The following is an 18,907-nucleotide window of genomic DNA, read 5'->3' as shown; positions in this document are numbered from 1 at the left end:
AAGTAATGATGAGTACAAACAAGATCGGTATCGGACAGCAGTCTCCTGATTTCAGCCTATATGATTCGGATAAGAAAAAAGTATCATTAAGCGATCTTAAAGGAAAGAATGTCCTTCTTCTTTTTTTCCCGCAGGCGTTTACCGGGACCTGTACCAAAGAACTTTGCAGCACCAGGGATAATATAGCTTTATACAACCAGGCCAATGCACAGGTTTTAGGGATCAGCGTGGATTCAGTTTTTACCCTGGCAAAGTATAAAGAAGAACAGCAATTGAATTTCCCTTTGTTAAGCGATTTTAATAAGGAAACTTCCACCGCCTATGGCGCGCTTTATGACAGTTTTGTATTTGATATGAAAGGCGTTTCCAAACGTTCGGCTTTTGTAATAGACAAAGAGGGGATAGTGCGTTATGCAGAAGTTCTGGAGACAGCCACCGATCTCCCGGATTTTACGGCCATTCAGAATATCCTGAAAGATCTCAATTAAACGCAAATAGTTGATTATCAATTAAAAAATCGCATATTATCCATAGTTGGAAACCATGCGGTTTTTATTCTTTTTTGGCTGCTTATTTGTAACTTTGGGTAGAAATTTGTATTTTGGTACTATCTGTAAATAAAAGTCGCGAATGAGGATTTTTTACATTCTGGTATCCACTATCCTACTGATATCTGTCCAGGCTAATAGCCAGGTCAAAAATCTTTTGCCCGATCCGGAAGTCAAGATCGTAAAATTTTACCCCAATCCGGCCATTACCTTCATCACCTTCGAAATAGATAAAGAACCCAATAAAACTTACTCCTTGCTTATTTTTAACTTCATGGGAAAAAAAGTAAAGGAAGTTTCGGATGTCACCTCCAAGACTGTGGTTAACGTAAGTGATCTTGTCCGCGGCATCTATATCTTTCAATTGAAAGATCAGAGCGGGAAGATTGAAGATTCCGGCCGGTTCCAGGTCAACAAATAACACCCGCTCAATAAGTAATAAATAATTACAGTACCTGCACGATCAGGAACTTCAGATAGTTCGTATTTTCCAATCCATGTATGATGGGATGATCTGCTGATTGAGCCTGAAAGACGACCTGTCTCAATTTTCTCCTGGCATCTTTTGCCGCAAGATTGATCGTTTCGAGGAAAAGTTCCGGCTGCACCAGGTTGGTGCAGGAAGAGGTAACCAGGAACCCTCCTTTTTTTACCAGTTTCATACCCCGCAGATTGATTTCTTTATATCCGGCAACGGCTTTTTGTATATTTTCCCTGCTTTTGGTAAAAGCCGGCGGGTCCAGCATGACTACATCATATTGCCGCCCTTCCCTGCTCCAATGTTTGAGCGCATCGAAAGCATTAACGGCTTCATAAGTACAGATCTTATCCAGCCCATTCAGTTCCGCGTTGTTTCGGGCCATCGCCACGGCATTTTCCGAGATGTCCAGCCCCAGCACGGACTTTGCGCCGAACCAGCCGGCATGGGTCTCAAAACTGCCTGTATAACAAAAGGCTCCGAGTACATCTGCTCCTTTTACAATATGCTGTATCGCCCTGCGGTTATCATGCTGATCCAGAAAATAGCCGGTTTTCTGCCCGTTTTCTATATCCACCATCATTTGCAGGCCGTTTTCGCTGATTTTTATGAGCGTCCCGAAAGGAGCTGATAAAAAACCTTTTTGTTGAGGCAGCCCCTCCAGTTCACGTACCGGAACATCATTACGTTCATAAATCCCTTTGGGCTGAAATAACTGCTCCAATGACTGCACGATGGCCGGTTTCCAGCGATCAATCCCCAGGGACAGGGTTTGAATCACAAAATGATCGTTGAATTTATCGATGATCAGTGCAGGCAGAAAGTCAGCCTCCCCGAATACCAACCGGCAGTTTTCGGTATAGCCCAATTTTTGTCTGTATTCCCAGGCATCCTTCAATCGCCTGTGAAAAAAAGCCTCATCGATCGATTCTCCCTTGTCCCGGGTCAGCAACCGAACCTGGATCTGCGATTGTGGGTTACTGTATCCTCTGCCTATAAATTTTTTATCGTGGGTAAATACCTCGACGATTTCCCCGGCTTTTGCGTCCCCATCCACCACCCCTATCTCATTGCCAAAAATCCAGGGATGACCGTTCTCGATGCGCCGACTGATCTTTTTGTTTAAAAAAACGTTGGTCATGGGTGCAAATATAGGGTCTGTCAGGCAAGGCATTTACAAGACAATTTGTCCTTATTTCCGTATTGGCAAAATAATTGACAAACATAGTATTGTTCCAATTTTTAGGGATTGGTGGAGCCGGGAAGGTCAAAAAATAGCAATTTTTCACATCTAATTGATAATAAACTATTTAACACTATCCCATCAATTAATCTCCCTATTAAATGTTTTACAAAAAGACAAACTTCAGACGGATGAATACAGAAGATAGAAATTATAAAGGCGGAAAATCTGATCCTGTGTCCGGTGAGAATGGCCCGGAAGCTCTTGAAGACATCAATACAGACGAAAATCTGGCAGGAACTACGCATCTCAATGACAGAGTAGCCGATGACCAGGACGAAGAGCTGAATAAAGTCAGGGGTGAATTACAGGAGCAGAAGGATAAGTACCTGCGTCTTTTTGCTGAATTTGACAATTTCAGAAAAAGGAGTGCCCGGGAAAATTTTGACCTGAGGCAAACAGCTGGTAAAGAGGTCATTATTTCCCTGCTGGATGTTCTCGATGATTGTGACCGTGCCGAAAAACAACTTCAGGCCACCGAAAATATCGACCAGTTAAAGGAAGGTATTCAGTTGGTTTTTGGTAAACTGCGTTCTATTCTTCAGGGCAAAGGGCTCAAGGCTATGCAAAGTATTCATACCGAATTTGACGTGGAAAAACATGAAGCCATTACTGAGATACCCGTCCCGGATGAATCCCTGAAAGGAAAAGTAATAGACGAAGTTCAAAAAGGCTATTACCTGAATGATAAGATCATTCGTTTTGCCAAAGTTGTTGTAGGTAAGTAATTGTACTTGAATATTGTACTTGAATAATAAATAAATAGCCCCTTTCGAGTTATGTCCAAAAGAGATTATTACGAAATCTTAGGTGTAGTTAAAGGCGCACCGGCAGATGATGTCAAAAAAGCCTACCGTAAAGTGGCGATGCAGTTCCATCCTGACCGCAATCCCGGCGACAAGGCTGCGGAGGAAAAATTCAAAGAAGCTGCAGAAGCCTACGAAGTACTCAGCGATGCCGATAAACGGGCACAGTATGACCGCTACGGACATGCCGGCGTTGGCAATAACGGGCGTGGAGGGTTCAATGGCAGTGGCAACATGAACATGGATGATATTTTCAGCCAGTTCGGAGATGTTTTCGGAGATGATATTTTTGGCAGTTTCTTTGGCGGCGGCAGAAGAGGTGGCGGGGGTGGTTCAAGACCCCGTGGCGTTAGAGGCAGTAATCTGCGGGTAAAAATAAAAATGAATTACGAAGAGATCGCCAAAGGGGCGACTAAAAATATTAAGGTCAAAAAATATGTCTCCTGCAACACCTGCAGCGGCAGCGGCGCTAAAGATAAAAGTAGCGTCCAGACCTGTTCTACCTGCGGCGGCAGCGGTCAGGTACGAAAGGTGAGCAATACTTTCCTGGGTCAGATGCAGACTGTGACGACCTGCCCTACCTGTAATGGAGAAGGCACCCAGATCACGGCCAAGTGTAATACCTGTAAGGGAGAAGGCCGCGTGTATGGAGAAGAAACAGTGACCATCGATATCCCGGCAGGGGTCCAGGAAGGCATGCAATTGAGCGTAGGCGGCAGAGGCAATGCCGGTGAACGCGGCGGGGCTCCCGGCGATCTTATTATCCTGATCGAGGAAGAACAACATCCGGAATTGCACAGAGATGGCCTTAATGTAGCTTTTGAGCTGCATATTTCTTTCTCGGATGCAGTTTTTGGCATGCAGGCAGAAGTTCCCACCATCGACGGTAAGGCAAAGATCAAAATACCAGCCGGAACCCAGAGCGGTAAAATTTTCCGTCTGAAAGGCAAAGGTTTCCCCGGCGTGAATTCATATGAAAAAGGCGACCAGTTGATCCATGTCAATGTCTGGACACCTCAGCATATCAGCCCTGAGGAAAAATCAATACTGGAAAAGTTAGGAGATTCTACCAATTTTCATCCCAAACCGGATAAGAACGAACGGAGCTTTTTTGATAAAGTAAGAGAGATGTTCTCCTAACGGCCGCGTACGAACCAGCACCTTCAGGTTTTATCCAAACGGCCGTTAGGGGGCCCTCAGGCCCAATAATTGGTGGGCTTAGGCCACTTCAGTGGCCGTGAAAGGGCTTAGGCCACTTCAGTGGCCGTAATAGACTGTGATAGGAAATAGATCTTCTTGGGGTCAATCTTCCTTCTTCCGGCGTTTTTGGTGCCCATAGATCTTCCTGGCCTTTTCGATCAGTCCGATAAATTCCAGTTGCACACTATCGCCCGGATCCCGGGATTTTTCTGCCATCTGGATGGCATCCTTCCAATCGGCCTGCCGCATGAATCTCGACCGCTTCAGTAACCCTCCGAACAGGGCAATCGATGAAGCGAACCGGTAACAAGGCAGCAATTCCTGGAAAGGGGTCAGTTGATTGGAACAGGCGTAAGTGGTCAATCGCTCCAGGGAGTCATGAGGAAGTTTGTAGTTAAGGACCACCTGTCCCACCCTGTGTTTATCGGCCAGAGGGCCGGCGCTGTCCGGATCGGCAGGCGTTATTTCAAATAAGGCCAGCAGGGAATGTCCGGACCCCACCTCCCCGCCTTGTACTTCATTCAGAGAATCCGATAATACTTTCACTTTATTATCAAATCCGATCAGGCGGTAATTTTTTACCAGGGACGGGTTGAAGGATATATTCAGATAGGCATCGTCGGCCACCGCATAAACGGTCTGGGTAAATTCACTGACCAGGACCTTTTCCGCTTCCCGCTCATCGTCCAGATAGGCAAAATTCCCATTCCCTTTCTTTGCCAGCACTTCCAGTTTGGAGTCCTTATAGTTACCCATCCCCACTCCCAAACAGGTAAGATAGATACCCCATTGTTTGTGAAGGGAAACCAGTTTTTCCATTTCTTCCTCAGACGTTTCGCCCACATTAAAATCACCATCTGTGGCCAGGATCACCCGGTTGTTACCTCCTTTAATAAATTGGCTTTTGGCAACCCGGTAGGCAGCACGTATACCTGCCTCCCCCGGAGTCGGTCCGCCCGGAGAAAGCTCCTCGATGGCCTTTTGGATGGTTTTTTTATCTCCTCCGGAAGTGGGGGGTAACCAAACACCCACAGTGCTTCCGTACACGACTATAGAAACCGTATCGACCTCCCGCAGATTATTGACCAGTAAATTAAAGGCCGATTTCAGCAAAGGCAGTTTATTCGGCATGTCCATAGACCCCGATACATCGATCAAAAAGACGAGATTGGCAGGGGGTATGCGGGAAGGGTCCAGTTTTCTGGCGCAAACCTGCAGGAACAATAACCGGTTCTCCGGGTTCCAGGGGCAATCCGATAAATTAGAATGGATATAAAAACAACTATCTGCCGTTGGATCGGTATACCCGAAATTAAAATAGTTCAGCAGTTCTTCGATCCGCACCGCATCAGGGGGGATCGTACTGCCCATATTCAGGAAACGACGGACATTGCTATAAGAGGCCTTATCGATCGTCACCGCAAACCCGGTTTCAGGAAAACGCTGCGCAGGGATAAATTCATTTTCCACCAGGGAGCTATAGGTCTCACCGCCGACTGTCCAGCCTTTCCAATCAGAGGCCTTAAGATCCTTTGTCAGCGACAATAACCGTTTTTTCGGAAGGACCGGCGGACGGTATCCCATTTTGAGTACGATCGTCTGATATTGAGTGGCATCTACCCGAACGGTTAACGATTGGAATCCATCGGCAGAGAGTGTAAGAGAATCGATAGCCTGAGGCACAGGTATTCCAAAAGCCCCTGAACTGCCGGAATGATAAGGATACCCACTGGAATGAAGCAGTATTCTTACATTCGACAGGAGACTATTGTTCTCGTCCTTTATTTCGCCCCGTAAATAGAACTGTGCCAGGGAATCATAAAAGAACAGAGAACCCAAAATGCATAGAACTACATTTTTCAATTGGATATTTTGATTCAAATTAATACGATCTTTCCTCTTTGTCAAGCACTATCTTGTTAAAATATGGCCGGCACTCCATCTCTCCCTTCATCAACGCTGGCGATAACCGGCTTATTTTCCTAATCCACTAATTTATAAATGGCTGGAATATTTCTTCCCAGGCCATCATAATCAAGGCCATAGCCCAACAGGAATTTATCAGGAACGCTGAAACCCAGGTAATCTATCTTAACCGGATGAACTGTCGCTTCAGGCTTATGTAAAAGGGCTGCGATTTTCAGGGAGGCAGGCTGTTGGTGTTCCAGCTGAGGCAAAAAGGCATTTAAGGTCTTTCCTGTATCCACGATATCTTCCAGGATTACCACATGTCTCCCGATCAGGTCAATATCGAGTCCGATGGCTGTTACAACGTGACCGGATGACTTGGTTCCCTTATAGGAGGCTAATTTGATAAAACAGATCTCCGACTCGATGGTTATTTCCTTGAACAGATCCGAAGCAAACATAAAAGAGCCATTAAGGATGGCAATGAACAAAGGTTTTTTCCCTTTATAATCCTGGTCGATCCGGCCGGCAATCATCCGGATCTTTTCTGCAATGAGCTCCTGGTTCAGGTAAGGCTCGAATGCCTTATCATGTACACGAATAATCTTTGTTCCCATACCTGTTAGTTTCTTTTTACAATCCCTTTCTTCCATCCGCCAGCACAGGCCGGGAAGGCGCCGATGTCTGCAGGTAGATCTTTTCCCCGGCAGCCGGATGAACACCAGGACCTGTTTTACCCTGGTCCAATTGGTTCAATTCCAGCAAATCCTGGTATCGTACTCCCTCAAACTGGCTGATCTCATACAATGTTTCCCCTTCCTGTACTATATGGAATTCCACTGCCCCCACCCTTCTTTTTCGTTGCAGGAATAATAACTGGTCCCGGGCGAGGATATCCTCCTCTTTCAGGTCATTGAAATCCAGTAAATGCGCAAGCGGCAGCTCATATTTCTCCGCTATCGATAAAAGGGATACCCCCGACCGGGCAAATATGACCCTTGCTTTATTGATAGAAAATTCCCCGTCAGGATAAGATGGAGCAGGTTTTACCCTTCCGGATCCGTCGGTTTGCCCATTGCCTGCTGCCTGACCATTTCCGCCGGAGGCTCCTGCATTCCCGGAATTCCCTTTTCCTGCCGTTCCGTTTCCCGATCCCGCAAGCGCATCTGCCATCGGCAGAACTGCTCCGGGTACATTTCCGTCACCGGGATTACGCAGTACGATCTCTTCGGAAGGGTTCAGCTTGCCCATAGCGATCAGCGAATATTGCTGCAGGTTATAGTCACGGATGATTTTGATCAGGATCTGGGAATACCGGATATTGGTAGCGTATCCGGCTTTCCGAAGGCCATAAGCCCATCCTTCAAAATCCTCAGGATTTAATTTAAACAAAAATGCATATCGTGAACTCCGTAACAGGAATTCCGAATGGTCCCTGTAGGAATCCGTAGAATTGTCATAACTGCGAAAACACTCTCCTTTGCTGTCATCATCATGAAATACCGTACCACCTTTCCAGTCATCCTTGCACTTGATCCCGAAATGATTATTGGAGCGCTGGACCAGGTCGCTGGTACCCGCTTCGGTCTCATGGATCCCCTGGGCAAGAATGATGGAGGCAGGTATCCCCGAACGCTGCATCTCCGATATGGCGAGACTTTTGTAGGTATTGATATAATTGATCACATCCACGCTTTTCTGGGCCTGCATGGTATTGCCTGCACACAGTATCAACAGGAGTAAACTTAATTTTCCCTTCATGAAAGATCCCGTTTATTTTTTCCGAATAATAAATAGTCCATCCCGCAGGGTTACCATTACTTTCTCGACCGATTCATCCTGAGCTACCAGCTCATTAAAAGCGTGAATGGCCTTTGCACTTTTCCCTTCGATCTCTGTTTCCAGTACCTGTCCATGAAATAATACATTGTCGGCAATGATCACTCCACCGGGTCTTAATTTTGGCAGCACTAATTGATAGTACGCGCTATAACTTACCTTATCTGCATCTATAAATACCAAATCCCAGGTCTCTTTCAAGGCTGGGATGATCTCTAACGCATTTCCACGATGTAAAATTATCCTGTCCCCCCAATTTGACCGGCGAAAATAGTCAGTGGCAATGTCCGCATCCTCCTCTCTCAGTTCGATCGTATGCAGCTGGCCACCCTTTTCAAGCCCCGCCGCAAGACAAAGGGCACTATACCCGGTAAAGGTACCGATTTCCAGTATCCGCCTCGGTTTCAACAGCCAACTGATCATTTCCAGGAATTTCCCCTGGATAGGACCGCTAAGCATATGTGATTGAGGGTGATTGGAATAGGTGAAGGCCGCTATCTCCTTCAAAAGCGGGGTCTCCGGGGAAGAAAAGCGCTCTGCGTAAGTTTGTGCCAATGGGTTGACGATGTCCATACTGACAATTTTGCGCAAATATAACCAATTGCGGCCGGATGCCTTTTCCAGGGGTCTTTCAAAGATGTTAAACCTTAAAAATTAGGCTCCAGCGGATTCTTTTTGTAAAAGTCAAGTACATGGCCTACCACTTCTTCGGCGGTATCGGCAATCCGGAGCAGATCCAGGTTATGGGGAGAAATATTGCCGTATTTCTCCAGCATGGTCGTTTTCATCCAATCCAGCAGACCGGACCAATAGGCAGATCCTACCAGGATCAGGGGGACCGGAGACATTTTGCCTGTCTGGATCAGGGTAGCCACTTCAAAAAATTCATCCATCGTACCAAATCCTCCGGGCATCATGACAAATCCCTGGGAATATTTGGTGAACATTACTTTACGGACAAAGAAATAATCAAAATGCAAATTAGCGTCGCGATCGATATAGGGATTGGAATGCTGTTCGAACGGAAGTTCTATATTCAATCCTACCGATTTGCCGCCTGCTTCCTGGGCGCCCTTGTTGGCAGCTTCCATCACTCCTGGTCCTCCTCCCGATATGATACCGAACCCTTCCTCAGCCAGTGCACGGGCAATGCCGACAGACAATTCATAATATTCCTGACCCGGCTGCGTCCTGGCGGATCCGAAAATGGAGATACAGGGTCCTAATTTAGCCAGGGTTTCAAATCCATCCACGAATTCTGCCATTATTTTGAAGATCTGCCAGCTGGAGTGCGCTTTTGATTCGGCCCATCTGCGCTGCTTGGACATTTTGATCGTATCATTCATATAAACCTGTTTAGGGGTGAACGGCCGGTCCCGGGAAGGCTCCGATAAGGGCTGCGGAACATCTGTTAGCCGGTCGGATAGTCGTTTGTTTGGGATGTGCTTCAAGTCTGAACACACCCCAAACAATCTTAAAATACTGAACTGCTCATGGCAAGGCAGCACTTCTTTTTTTATAACGCAGGATAAAGAATATTAGTTTGCAGAAGGCGTTTTTTTTGAGATAGCCCATAATCCTAAGGTGGTGAATATCCCGTTGATCAGCAATAATTCAATGCCGATCTGGAAACCGCCTAACCACTCTGCCGAATGACGGCTGATAAAATAACAGCTGGCCGGCGCAAGCAGACAGATCGCTGTGATCTTCCAACTGTCGGGCAACTGTCTTTTGCTGAAGATACCAAAGGCGAAGAGTCCCAGCAGTGGCCCATAGGTATAACCAGCCAGATCGAGAATGATATTGATGATGGATTTATTATCGATCCATTTAAACACCAGGATACAGACAAGGAACAAAAGGGCAAAACTGACATGCACGATCATGCGGGTCCGCTTTTTTTGTCGTTCATCCATACCCGGCCGGTTCCGCAAATCGAGCAGATCGATACAGAAGGAAGAGGTAAGGGCCGTCAATGCACCATCCGCACTGGGAAAAAGGGCAGAAATAAGGGCAATGATAAATATGATACTGACCGCCTTTGGAAGAAAATGCAAAGCCAGTGTGGGAAAAAGATCGTCCCCGATCACATTGTGCCCGTTCAGCATTAACTGATGACCTTCATAAGAAGCCCCGTTATGAAGGATGAAAACATAAAGCAGCCCTCCCAGCAAAAGGAAAAGCAGGTTGACCAACACCAATACCACGCTGAAAGAAAGTACATTCTTCTGAGAGTCCTTCAGATTTTTTACGCTGATATTCTTCTGCATCATTTCCTGGTCCAGTCCTGTCATGGCGATCATGATGAACATACCGCCGATGATCTGTTTGAGGAAAAACCCTTTGCTTTTTATATCGGTATTAAAGATCCCGGTAAACTTTTTTTCATCCAATGCCTGCAAGGCGCCGCCAAAAGAAAGATCCATATGCCGGATAATATAGATAATACATACCACAAGACCCAGTAACATAAAGGTGGTCTGGAGGGTATCGGTATATACTATAGTCTTGACACCTCCTTCAAAGGTGTACAGGAGAATCATTAAGAGAATGACGAAGGTTGTCACGGCAAAGGGGACGCCCAGCTCTTTCAGAATAAATACATGAAGGACATTGATTACCAGGTACAGACGGGCTGTAGCTCCGACCGTCCGGGAAATGATAAAAAAAAGGGACCCTGTCTTATAGGCAATGTTTCCAAAACGGGTATGCAGATAATTATAGATGGAAGTCAGGTTCAGCCGGTAATAAAGAGGCAATAATACAAAGGCGATCACAAACAACCCGATCCAGTTCCCCAACACTACCTGAAAATAACCAAAGGCCTTATAGGATTCACCCGCAAAATCACCGACTGTTCCCGGGACAGAAACGAATGTAACTCCTGACAGGGAAGTGCCGACCATTCCAAAAGCGACCAGCATCCAGTTGGAATTCCGGTTGCCGATAAAAAAACTATCATTGTTGGAATGCCTGGAAGTACGCCAGGCAACACCCAATAACAATAAAAAGTATCCGGCCACAAAAGAAAATAAAAGAAAGGGAGACATAGGTTCCGTTATAATTAAATTGACAGTTATTCGTTAGGAAAATTAGGAAATACAAGCTTAATATTTGAATTTTAATTTTTGAATCAATCGGTGAGGTATGAATATTAAATCCGTGGCAGTTTTTTGCGGATCCAAATCCGGAGAGAACCCGCTATTTGCCAAGCATGCAACAGAATTGGGGAAATTGATCGCTGTCCTTAAATTAAAGCTGATCTATGGCGGTGGCAGTACCGGACTGATGGGCCTTTTGGCGGACGCCGTATTGGCTGGGGGCGGTGAGGTCATGGGCGTTATTCCGGAAATCCTTATAGAGTGGGAACATCAGCATAAAGGCTTGTCCGAACTGGCTATCGTTCCCGATATGCATACCCGGAAAAAAATGATGTATGATCGTTGTGATGTTGCAGTAGTGCTTCCCGGAGGCTTTGGCACCCTGGATGAATTTTTTGAAATGCTGACCTGGAATCAATTGAAGATCCACAATAAAAAGATATACATCCTCAATTCGGCAGGTTTCTTCAACAACCTGCTCAACCATATGCGAATTTCGGAAAAAGAAGGTTTTCTCTATGGAACCCTGGAAGACAGAATGACCTTCTGCGAAACCCCCATAGAGGTTTTTAACCGGATCTCCTGAAAAAAAATTTGCCTGTTAGTTTACTTATTTACGTTGATGCAGATAAAAGTCAAACCCCGCACGTACGATCGGAACGGCAGCTCCGTTATAATCCCGGTAAGGCGAATATTTGCTGGTCAGCGCATCGAACATAAGAGCGATATAAAAGCCACTCTGTCCCACCACCCTTTGCCCGTAACCAATGCCCAGTAACAGGCTGGTAGCATTCGTATTCTGGGAATAGGTCCCTGTCGCCCCGGGATTCATATCTTTTTGATTATAATTGATAAGGTTGTATTCCGGCTGAACAGTAAGGAACAAAAAAGGCAACGGATAAGCCCTTGCAAAGACGCCACCTCCATAATTAAAACTACGGGTACGGATATTGCCGTTATAATTAGGGTCGGCCCTGATGGAATTATAATTAATGTTCACCAGCACACCGGCATCCAGCCAGTTATTCAGGGAATAACCGATCTCGGGTGTTCCTCCGACATTGAAACTATAACTGCCGAATCCAAGGCTCAGGCTACCGCCGACAAAAAGATTCTGTTTACTGAAACCTGTAGGGGGTCCCTCATCGGAATAGGTATAGGTTTGTTTGGGCATATGCTGCTGGGCTATCCCTATTTTAACGGTAACCAGTAAACATGCTGCAATGAAAACCTTTTTTATCATGATCATTATTTTATCGGATCGAATATTTTTCCGGCATTTAAAATATGGTTAGGATCGAAGGCCCGTTTGATCTGGCGCATCAGATTCAGTTGTACATCGCTGAATACGATATCCATGAAATCCTTCTGGATCAACCCGATCCCATGCTCTCCGCTGATCGTTCCCCCTAACCCATGCACAAGTGTGAATAATGCACGCAGGCTTTCGATCATCTGCGGATCGTCCTGGCTGTTGGCTGTCCCTTCCTTCTTTATACGAATATGAAGATTGCCGTCTCCGGCATGTCCATAACATACCGCTTCGAAACCATATTGTTTTCCTAATGTTTTCACGCCGCGGATAAGGGCCGGCAAGGCGGCTCTGGGAACCACCGTATCTTCTTCGATCGTATAACCGTCGATCTTCACAGCTTCCGCCACCCTTCTGCGTATTTTCCAAAGCTCAGCCTTTTGAACGGCATCATCGGCAAAAAGAATGTCTGCGCCTGCCTCATATTCTTCCAGCAACCCGGCGATGGCTTCCATCTCGCTCATCAGCGTCTCCAGGTGATTGCCATCGACCTCGATGATAAGATGGGCTTCAATACCTTCGTGCAGGGGAAGGGAACTCTCCACAAAACGGCTGGTGATCCGTAAAGCATCGATTTCAACCAATTCCAGGGCACTGGGCGTAAAACCCGCCCGGAATATCGCACTAACCGCTTCTCCTGCCTTCTCCAGCGACCGGAAGGGAACCAGCATCAACAGGTCATATTTTGGCAGCGGAATAAGTTTTAAAACGATCCTGGTCACGATCCCGAGGGTACCTTCGCTTCCCACTATCAGCTGGGTCAGATTATAACCAGTAGAATTTTTTAATACATTCGCTCCTGTCCAGATGATCTCCCCGGTAGCCAAAACTACCTGGAGGTTCAATACATAATCCTTAACCACCCCATATTTAACCGCTTTTGGTCCACCGCTGTTCTCCGCAATATTCCCTCCGATAAAACAGGACCCCCTGCTGCTGGGATCCGGCGGATAAAATAACCCTTTCTCTTTTACGGCATTTTGCAAGACCTCCGTTATCACTCCCGGTTCCGTCGTCACCTGGCCGTTCTTTTCGTCAATGTCGAGGATCGTGTTCATTCTTTCCGTGGAAATCAGAACCCCGCCTAACTGGGAAAGCGCACCTCCGCTAAGACCCGTTCCGGCTCCCCTGGGGGTAACCGGTATCCGGTGAAGGTTGCAAATACGAAGGATCGCGCTGATCTCCTCGGCCGTCCGGGGTTTCAAAACGATCTCCGGCAGGAAAAAAAGCTCTTCCGTTTCATCATGTGCATATTTTGACATGGACTCTTCGTCCAGTAACATATATGACTTTCCGACTATTTGTGTAAATTCCTCAATCCGGTCTGCATTGATCAAACCCTTACCCCCTGGTATACCCATGCCTTAAAATTTGCGCAAAAGTCCGATAAAAATGGATAATTCCCTTTAATTAGATGCGATTTTTCTGCAATCATTGTTTGAAAGTCGGACAAAGGGATTGGTGTTTGTCTCCATTATATTCATTGAAAAAACCCTGGCTGATCAATCCGAATTCCCAGGCTCCAAACCCACCGTCATAATGTTTTAGGTTGGAGGTAGTAACGTCATAGGTGAAAGTCAGCTTGATATTTTTATAAATGAACCCGATCATGGGAATGACCGCATCTCCGGCCCGGTAATACAGGCCGCCGATAACCTGCTGATCCCCATTGTCCTGCAGATTGTATTGGGCGTTGAGTCCCAGGACTGCTTCCGATGAACCCGCCATACTCGTATAATAACCCATCGGGTTGAGGATAACCTGGTCGCTGGCTTTGATACTGGCATTTACGAAGCCGATAAATCGTTGCGGGATCCGGCTGTCAAAGCCTGCAGGATCCGTAATAAAAAAGGATTCCCTGGCCCGGTTAATATGCTGTACCGAGAACCCGGCATTTACATATAGTTTATTCGTGGGAAAATAAGCATAGTTCATACCCACCTGCATATCGAAATAATTCACATTCGGGCGGTCGATGACCACACTGGTAGGAAGGTGAACGTCAAAGATCTTTCCGTCGAACTGATCGGGAAATTTTAAATTGGTGGTATTGACCCTTTTATTGACCAGGCCGACATTGAATCCCGCAGAGATCAGACTAGCGTATCCCACCATCTGGTGATAAGCCACCGATCCGTATACCTGCGTAGAGGTAAGGGCGCTGGAGCCGGCATCATCGCGCATGATCATACCCCCAAGCCCCATCCAACCATTCTCGATCCTGTTTCGAAATACCTGTGCATCCCCCCAAACACTCATGGTCCGGTAGGGGGCGGCCATAACAGAAGACCATTGATCGCGGTAATTGGCCCCGATACGATAATCCGCATCCGGGATGAAACCGGTATTGGCGGGGTTGGTCGATAAGGGCGAATTGAACCATTGTGAAAAATGAAGGTCCTGTGCGTTACCGTTTAACGCAACCCACATGGAAACAATGCCCAGTAATACTATTTTATTCACACTCCTCGATTTTTAAAAACAAAGACCCTGGTTTAAAAAATCAGGCCCAGTCCTGCCAGTAATCTGAATAACGTTAACCACCTCATTTTGGTTGTCTGATGACCAGACAATATACCTTTTTAAATTGACCGGAAGTTCGCGGGCCCCGGATCTGTTTGCCCGATCTACCGTATCAACGTTATATCCCCTTTTTTGGTGGCGTGTTTTCCATCTGAAAAATCCGCCTCCACCGTATATCCATAGACATCCATCGGCTGCAAGACCCCTCCGCGGGTACCATCCCATCCCTGGTTGGGGTCATTCGTCTCAAATACCAACTGGCCCCAGCGGTTATAGATCCTGAATAACAAACGGGTAATACCGAAACTCGCCACTTTCACAATACCGTTCTGTCCGAAACGGCCGGGGGTAAATGCGTTTGGAACATCCAGCAAAGGATGGATCAGGGTCGCGACCCTTTTACAAGCTGTATCGGTGCATCCGAACTGATTATAGGCCACCAGGCAGACATCGAAAGTATCGGTGAAAATATACAGGTGTTGGGTGGTATCCAGGCTTGTCTTAATAGCTGAATCGCCGTCGCCGAATGAATACCTGAACCTTGTTCCCCCTACCGAGCTATTAAAGAAGATTATCGGGGTATTGGCCACCGGTGGAGAAGGGGCGAAGGTAAAGGAGGCCGTCGGCTTACCGCTAACCGTAATGGCGAATTGGGTTTGATCCTGCTTATTACAGGTGGTCGGATCCAATTCCAGCAACTTGACTATATAAGTTCCGGGATTCTGGTATACATAAGTAGGATTTGTTTCCGTAGAAGTACCCACCCCGTCACCGAAATCCCAAAAGAACTGGACTCCACCCAGGGAAGTATTGTTAAAATAGGCCGAATAAGGAGCGCAACCTGTAGCCGGGGTAACAAACTGGGCTTTCGCCATAGGTGATACCCTTATCGTTTTGGTCAGGGTATCCGGAAAATTGCAATAATGCGTGTCTACCAGCAACAATTTCACATTATAGGTTCCCGCCTGCATAAAGGTATGATCGACGACACCAAGACCCATGGGTGGAGTCTGTGGGGTCTGGTCGCCAAAATCCCATACAAAGGATGTATTGGTGAACGGTTTGCCTACCGGTACCTGTGATTGATTGGTGAACAGATACTCCAGGGAGGTACAAATGGCAGGCTGCGCTTTGGCATAAATATAATCCAGGATCGCCTTGTCGGTACGGGCTATAACATGGCGGTAGGTAGTGTCCCTTCCATTACAGCTGTTCTCGTCAATGGCCACCATCATGACTGTGTAAATGCCCGGGTTATTGTAGGTATGGCTGACGATATAATCCGTCGTCGCAAAATCTCCCCCTCCATCCCCAAAATTCCAGATATAGGACTTGGCATTGCGCACCGTATCCTGGAAAACCGCATCCATGACAATACAACCGGAGGTGTCATAAAGACGTCCGTTGACAGAAGCCCGCATACCGGCTGCGACTCCGGCATAATTGAAAGCGATCTTTACCGCGGCCACATTACAGCCATTTGCACCCGATCCATTCGCAGGAGCCCAGACGCCGGGCGTTGTTGGAAATCTGCTGGCAGCCCCTCCATTGCAGTTGGCGCAAATGGCCTGGTAAATGATCCCGTTCTGATCATACCGGCTGGTTCCCCCATCTACATGTTCGCTGATGCTTTTCTGGGTATCCTTTTGCCCCAGAAAGGTTCCATATAATATATCGGTTACATTCTTTTTAAGAACGATAAAATAAAAATCCCTGTTATCCGTCAACTTTTGGATGGCATCCGGAGTGATGGGCATATTCAGCGTTCCGGCCTGCCCGTATGGATCCGGCCCGCCCAGGATCCACCCGCCCCAACCCGAGACATATACATTTTCACAACGGTCAACCAGGAAGGCCACCGGTGAGATATTGGGCAATCTGGCGCCCGGAGTTCCGAAGGTCGTGGAATAGACGTACCCGGAAAGGTCCGGCAGCATCTTGGATACGAATTGTTTGGCTCCTGCATTGACGTAAGGTGCATTGATCACCGGCCATGTTCCGTTAGTCGTTCCCATCACATAGGGGAACCCTTTTTTATCGACCTGTATACCGTATACGGCATCCCCGGCGCCGGTTCCAAGAAAGGTGGTCTTTTTTTGGGTTGTCCCATCTGCTGAAATGATCGTCACAAACCCATCCGAGGTCCCTCCCTGATAAGCCGTCTGGATCACATTGGATTTGTCACCCGGAAAATTCCCGCTGGTGGTAGCGCCGGCGACATAAAGATCTCCATCGCCTAAGGGAGCCCGTTTCAGCACAAATGCGGCATCGCAGCCACCGCCGCCCAGAAAACTGCTCCATAGCAGGTCATTACAATCGGGATTGATCTTTAAGACCACACCGTCCTGAAGCCCCCCGCCAAATGTCTTTTGAAACACGTTTCCCCGGATAGGGAAACCTCCGGCGGCTTCCGTCAATGCAGAAGATTTTGTAGATGCAGCGACATATATATTGTTGTTCCAATCCACAATGACCTCGCTGCGTGTATCATCCCCATAATTACGTACCAGGGAATCAGGCTTATCTGATCCCGTCCTGACCTGGTCAGCCATATTCACACAATCGTCGCCGCTGCCACCTATTCGCATGCAGCCAAGCATCTGGTTGCCGCCTGCGGATATTTTGGCCACGAACATATCGGCGCCGCCTCCATTGCCAAAACGGGTCTTTGCCGGAAAGTCTACCGAATATGTCCTTCCCAGTACGATCAGATTGCCATTTGGATCACAGATCATGCTGTGCGGGGTCTCGGTGTCACCGCCACCTAAAAAAGTGGAGTATAGCATGTTACTGCCATTACTGCTGAATTTCATAATGCTCACATCGAAATTCCCCCCCCCGAACTTTGGCTGGAGTGGGCCTGTATTATACGGGTAGGCATTGCCGAAAACAATTCCCCCTGCATAAAAACTTCCGTCAGGTCCGGGCGTTGCGGTAAAACCCCAATTGCTGATTGTACTGCCCGTAAACGAAACAAAGACCAGGGCGGGGTCGATAACCAGGGTCGACCCGTCCGGATGATCGTCAACCTTGAATTTAACGGTGTTCCCATTGCGGATATGGTACTTGCAGCCAATTTCAGTCTTTCCGTTCTCATTGAAGAAAAAAGAATAGGGGGCCAGCTCCTTTACCATTCCGACGGAGGTGGTGATCTCCAGCTGATTTTTTTTAGTACCCAGTTTATCCACCCCTTCGTACAACATTTCGATCTGGTCCACATTGCCTCCCGGGTGGACGATGATATCATATTTTAATTTCCCTTTATCGGAATAATAACGAACATCCACATTCGGATACATGTTTTTATAGGTTACTCCCTGAAATATCCGGCAATTTCCTGCCCATTTGGAAGAATCCTTTCCGATAAAATAATTGTTATAGGAAGGCAAGGGCTTATCCGGTACTATCTCCGCCTGATCGCTGGCGCCCACGAAGGACATGCGGTAAGCGTGTGACCGGACATCCATTCCTGCGTTCCCGGTTTCGGGAGCTCCGGGACCCTGTTCCCCTTTTTTACCGGCGGTGTTTGTTTTTCCTCCGTTAACGGAGCCCATCAGGATGCTTTTTTCCCTATGATTACCGTTCAGCCGCATCAGGTCATCGGGATGATGCAACAGAACCGTAAATCCCTTTTTATCCAGGAAGAACGCACCCACTTTCATTTCTCCTTTAAATTTGGCCTCACTGCCCCATTGGCCTTTGTTCTCCACAAATTCTATGTTGGAAGCCCCATCCTGCGCATGCCCGGTATTAACAGAAGCAAGCAGAATTATACAACTGATCCACGAATTTCTTACCATCCTTCTCATTTTCCTTATAACAATTTACAAAAAATATAAATACATTTCCGGGCTTTTTTCTGCTCTCTTTCAGCCCTTATAACCCGCAAATTTGAGTCCGGAATTCAGCGGTTCAACTGTCTTCCTGTCAAAGTCCGGTCATATTCCAA

At 47.0% G+C, this 18,907-nt stretch carries 16 protein-coding genes; 5 read left to right on the top strand and 11 right to left on the bottom strand.

Going from position 1 to position 18,907, the window contains the following annotated elements; genetic code table 11:
* The first annotated feature begins 5 nt into the window (after nt 1-5).
* Both ACX0G9_RS08715 and ACX0G9_RS08710 read left to right on the top strand, forming a co-directional pair.
* Nucleotides 6-488: a peroxiredoxin gene (locus ACX0G9_RS08715; protein WP_459064498.1), complete on the top strand. Its 483-nt coding sequence runs from the start codon at nt 6-8 to the stop codon at nt 486-488.
* 142 nt (nt 489-630) lie between these two features.
* On the top strand, nt 631-969 hold the full coding sequence (locus ACX0G9_RS08710; protein WP_459064497.1) for a T9SS type A sorting domain-containing protein: 339 nt from the start codon (nt 631-633) through the stop codon (nt 967-969).
* A 25-nt stretch (nt 970-994) separates the two neighbouring features.
* Here ACX0G9_RS08710 and ACX0G9_RS08705 read toward each other — a convergent pair whose 3' ends face one another.
* The gene (locus ACX0G9_RS08705; RefSeq protein ID WP_459064496.1) at nt 995-2,167 is read right to left on the bottom strand and encodes a class I SAM-dependent rRNA methyltransferase; all 1,173 of its coding nucleotides are present in this window, start codon (nt 2,165-2,167) and stop codon (nt 995-997) included.
* A gap of 233 nt (nt 2,168-2,400) precedes the next feature.
* On the opposite strand from ACX0G9_RS08705, the gene ACX0G9_RS08700 reads away from it, so the two are divergent.
* Entirely contained in the window at nt 2,401-2,997 is a 597-nt protein-coding gene (locus tag ACX0G9_RS08700) for a nucleotide exchange factor GrpE (RefSeq protein WP_459064495.1), read from the top strand.
* Nucleotides 2,998-3,048: 51 nt separating this feature from the next.
* Nucleotides 3,049-4,215, top strand: a complete 1,167-nt coding sequence (gene dnaJ, locus ACX0G9_RS08695; protein WP_459064494.1) for a molecular chaperone DnaJ — start codon at nt 3,049-3,051, stop codon at nt 4,213-4,215.
* 162 nt (nt 4,216-4,377) lie between these two features.
* Here the strand turns inward: dnaJ and ACX0G9_RS08690 are convergent, their stop codons facing one another.
* From ACX0G9_RS08690 to ACX0G9_RS08665, 6 genes are all read right to left on the bottom strand, one after another.
* Nucleotides 4,378-6,138 (bottom strand): vWA domain-containing protein, encoded by a 1,761-nt coding sequence (locus ACX0G9_RS08690; RefSeq protein ID WP_459064493.1) that lies wholly within the window; start codon nt 6,136-6,138, stop codon nt 4,378-4,380.
* 119 nt (nt 6,139-6,257) lie between these two features.
* Nucleotides 6,258-6,800: a hypoxanthine phosphoribosyltransferase gene (gene hpt / locus ACX0G9_RS08685; RefSeq protein WP_459064492.1), complete on the bottom strand. Its 543-nt coding sequence runs from the start codon at nt 6,798-6,800 to the stop codon at nt 6,258-6,260.
* Between the two features lie 16 nt (nt 6,801-6,816).
* Complete coding sequence (locus tag ACX0G9_RS08680) at nt 6,817-7,944, bottom strand: glucosaminidase domain-containing protein (RefSeq protein WP_459064491.1); 1,128 nt, start codon at nt 7,942-7,944, stop codon at nt 6,817-6,819.
* Nucleotides 7,945-7,956: 12 nt separating this feature from the next.
* Nucleotides 7,957-8,595, bottom strand: a complete 639-nt coding sequence (locus tag ACX0G9_RS08675) for an O-methyltransferase (RefSeq protein WP_459064490.1) — start codon at nt 8,593-8,595, stop codon at nt 7,957-7,959.
* Between the two features lie 74 nt (nt 8,596-8,669).
* The gene (locus ACX0G9_RS08670) at nt 8,670-9,368 is read right to left on the bottom strand and encodes an LOG family protein (protein ID WP_459064489.1); all 699 of its coding nucleotides are present in this window, start codon (nt 9,366-9,368) and stop codon (nt 8,670-8,672) included.
* 192 nt (nt 9,369-9,560) lie between these two features.
* Entirely contained in the window at nt 9,561-11,072 is a 1,512-nt protein-coding gene (locus ACX0G9_RS08665) for a sodium:solute symporter (RefSeq protein WP_459064488.1), read from the bottom strand.
* Nucleotides 11,073-11,169: 97 nt separating this feature from the next.
* Here ACX0G9_RS08665 and ACX0G9_RS08660 point away from each other — a divergent pair, with 97 nt between their 5' ends.
* A complete protein-coding gene (locus tag ACX0G9_RS08660; protein WP_459064487.1) occupies nt 11,170-11,709 on the top strand; it encodes an LOG family protein in 540 nt (179 codons plus the stop codon).
* Nucleotides 11,710-11,733: 24 nt separating this feature from the next.
* Here the strand turns inward: ACX0G9_RS08660 and ACX0G9_RS08655 are convergent, their stop codons facing one another.
* From ACX0G9_RS08655 to ACX0G9_RS08640, 4 genes are all read right to left on the bottom strand, one after another.
* A complete protein-coding gene (locus ACX0G9_RS08655) occupies nt 11,734-12,366 on the bottom strand; it encodes a hypothetical protein (RefSeq protein ID WP_459064486.1) in 633 nt (210 codons plus the stop codon).
* Between the two features lie 5 nt (nt 12,367-12,371).
* A complete protein-coding gene (locus ACX0G9_RS08650; RefSeq protein ID WP_459064485.1) occupies nt 12,372-13,796 on the bottom strand; it encodes an FAD-binding oxidoreductase in 1,425 nt (474 codons plus the stop codon).
* Nucleotides 13,797-13,866: 70 nt separating this feature from the next.
* Nucleotides 13,867-14,898, bottom strand: coding sequence for a PorP/SprF family type IX secretion system membrane protein (locus tag ACX0G9_RS08645; protein WP_459064484.1), 1,032 nt, complete (start codon nt 14,896-14,898; stop codon nt 13,867-13,869).
* A 164-nt stretch (nt 14,899-15,062) separates the two neighbouring features.
* Nucleotides 15,063-18,758, bottom strand: a complete 3,696-nt coding sequence (locus tag ACX0G9_RS08640) for a DUF7948 domain-containing protein (protein ID WP_459064483.1) — start codon at nt 18,756-18,758, stop codon at nt 15,063-15,065.
* Nucleotides 18,759-18,907 lie beyond the last annotated feature (149 nt).

It is taken from the genome of Flavitalea flava, assembly GCF_054461575.1.
The sequence above is the reverse complement of the archived record's forward strand: the minus strand, read 5'-3'. Positions and strand labels throughout refer to the sequence as shown.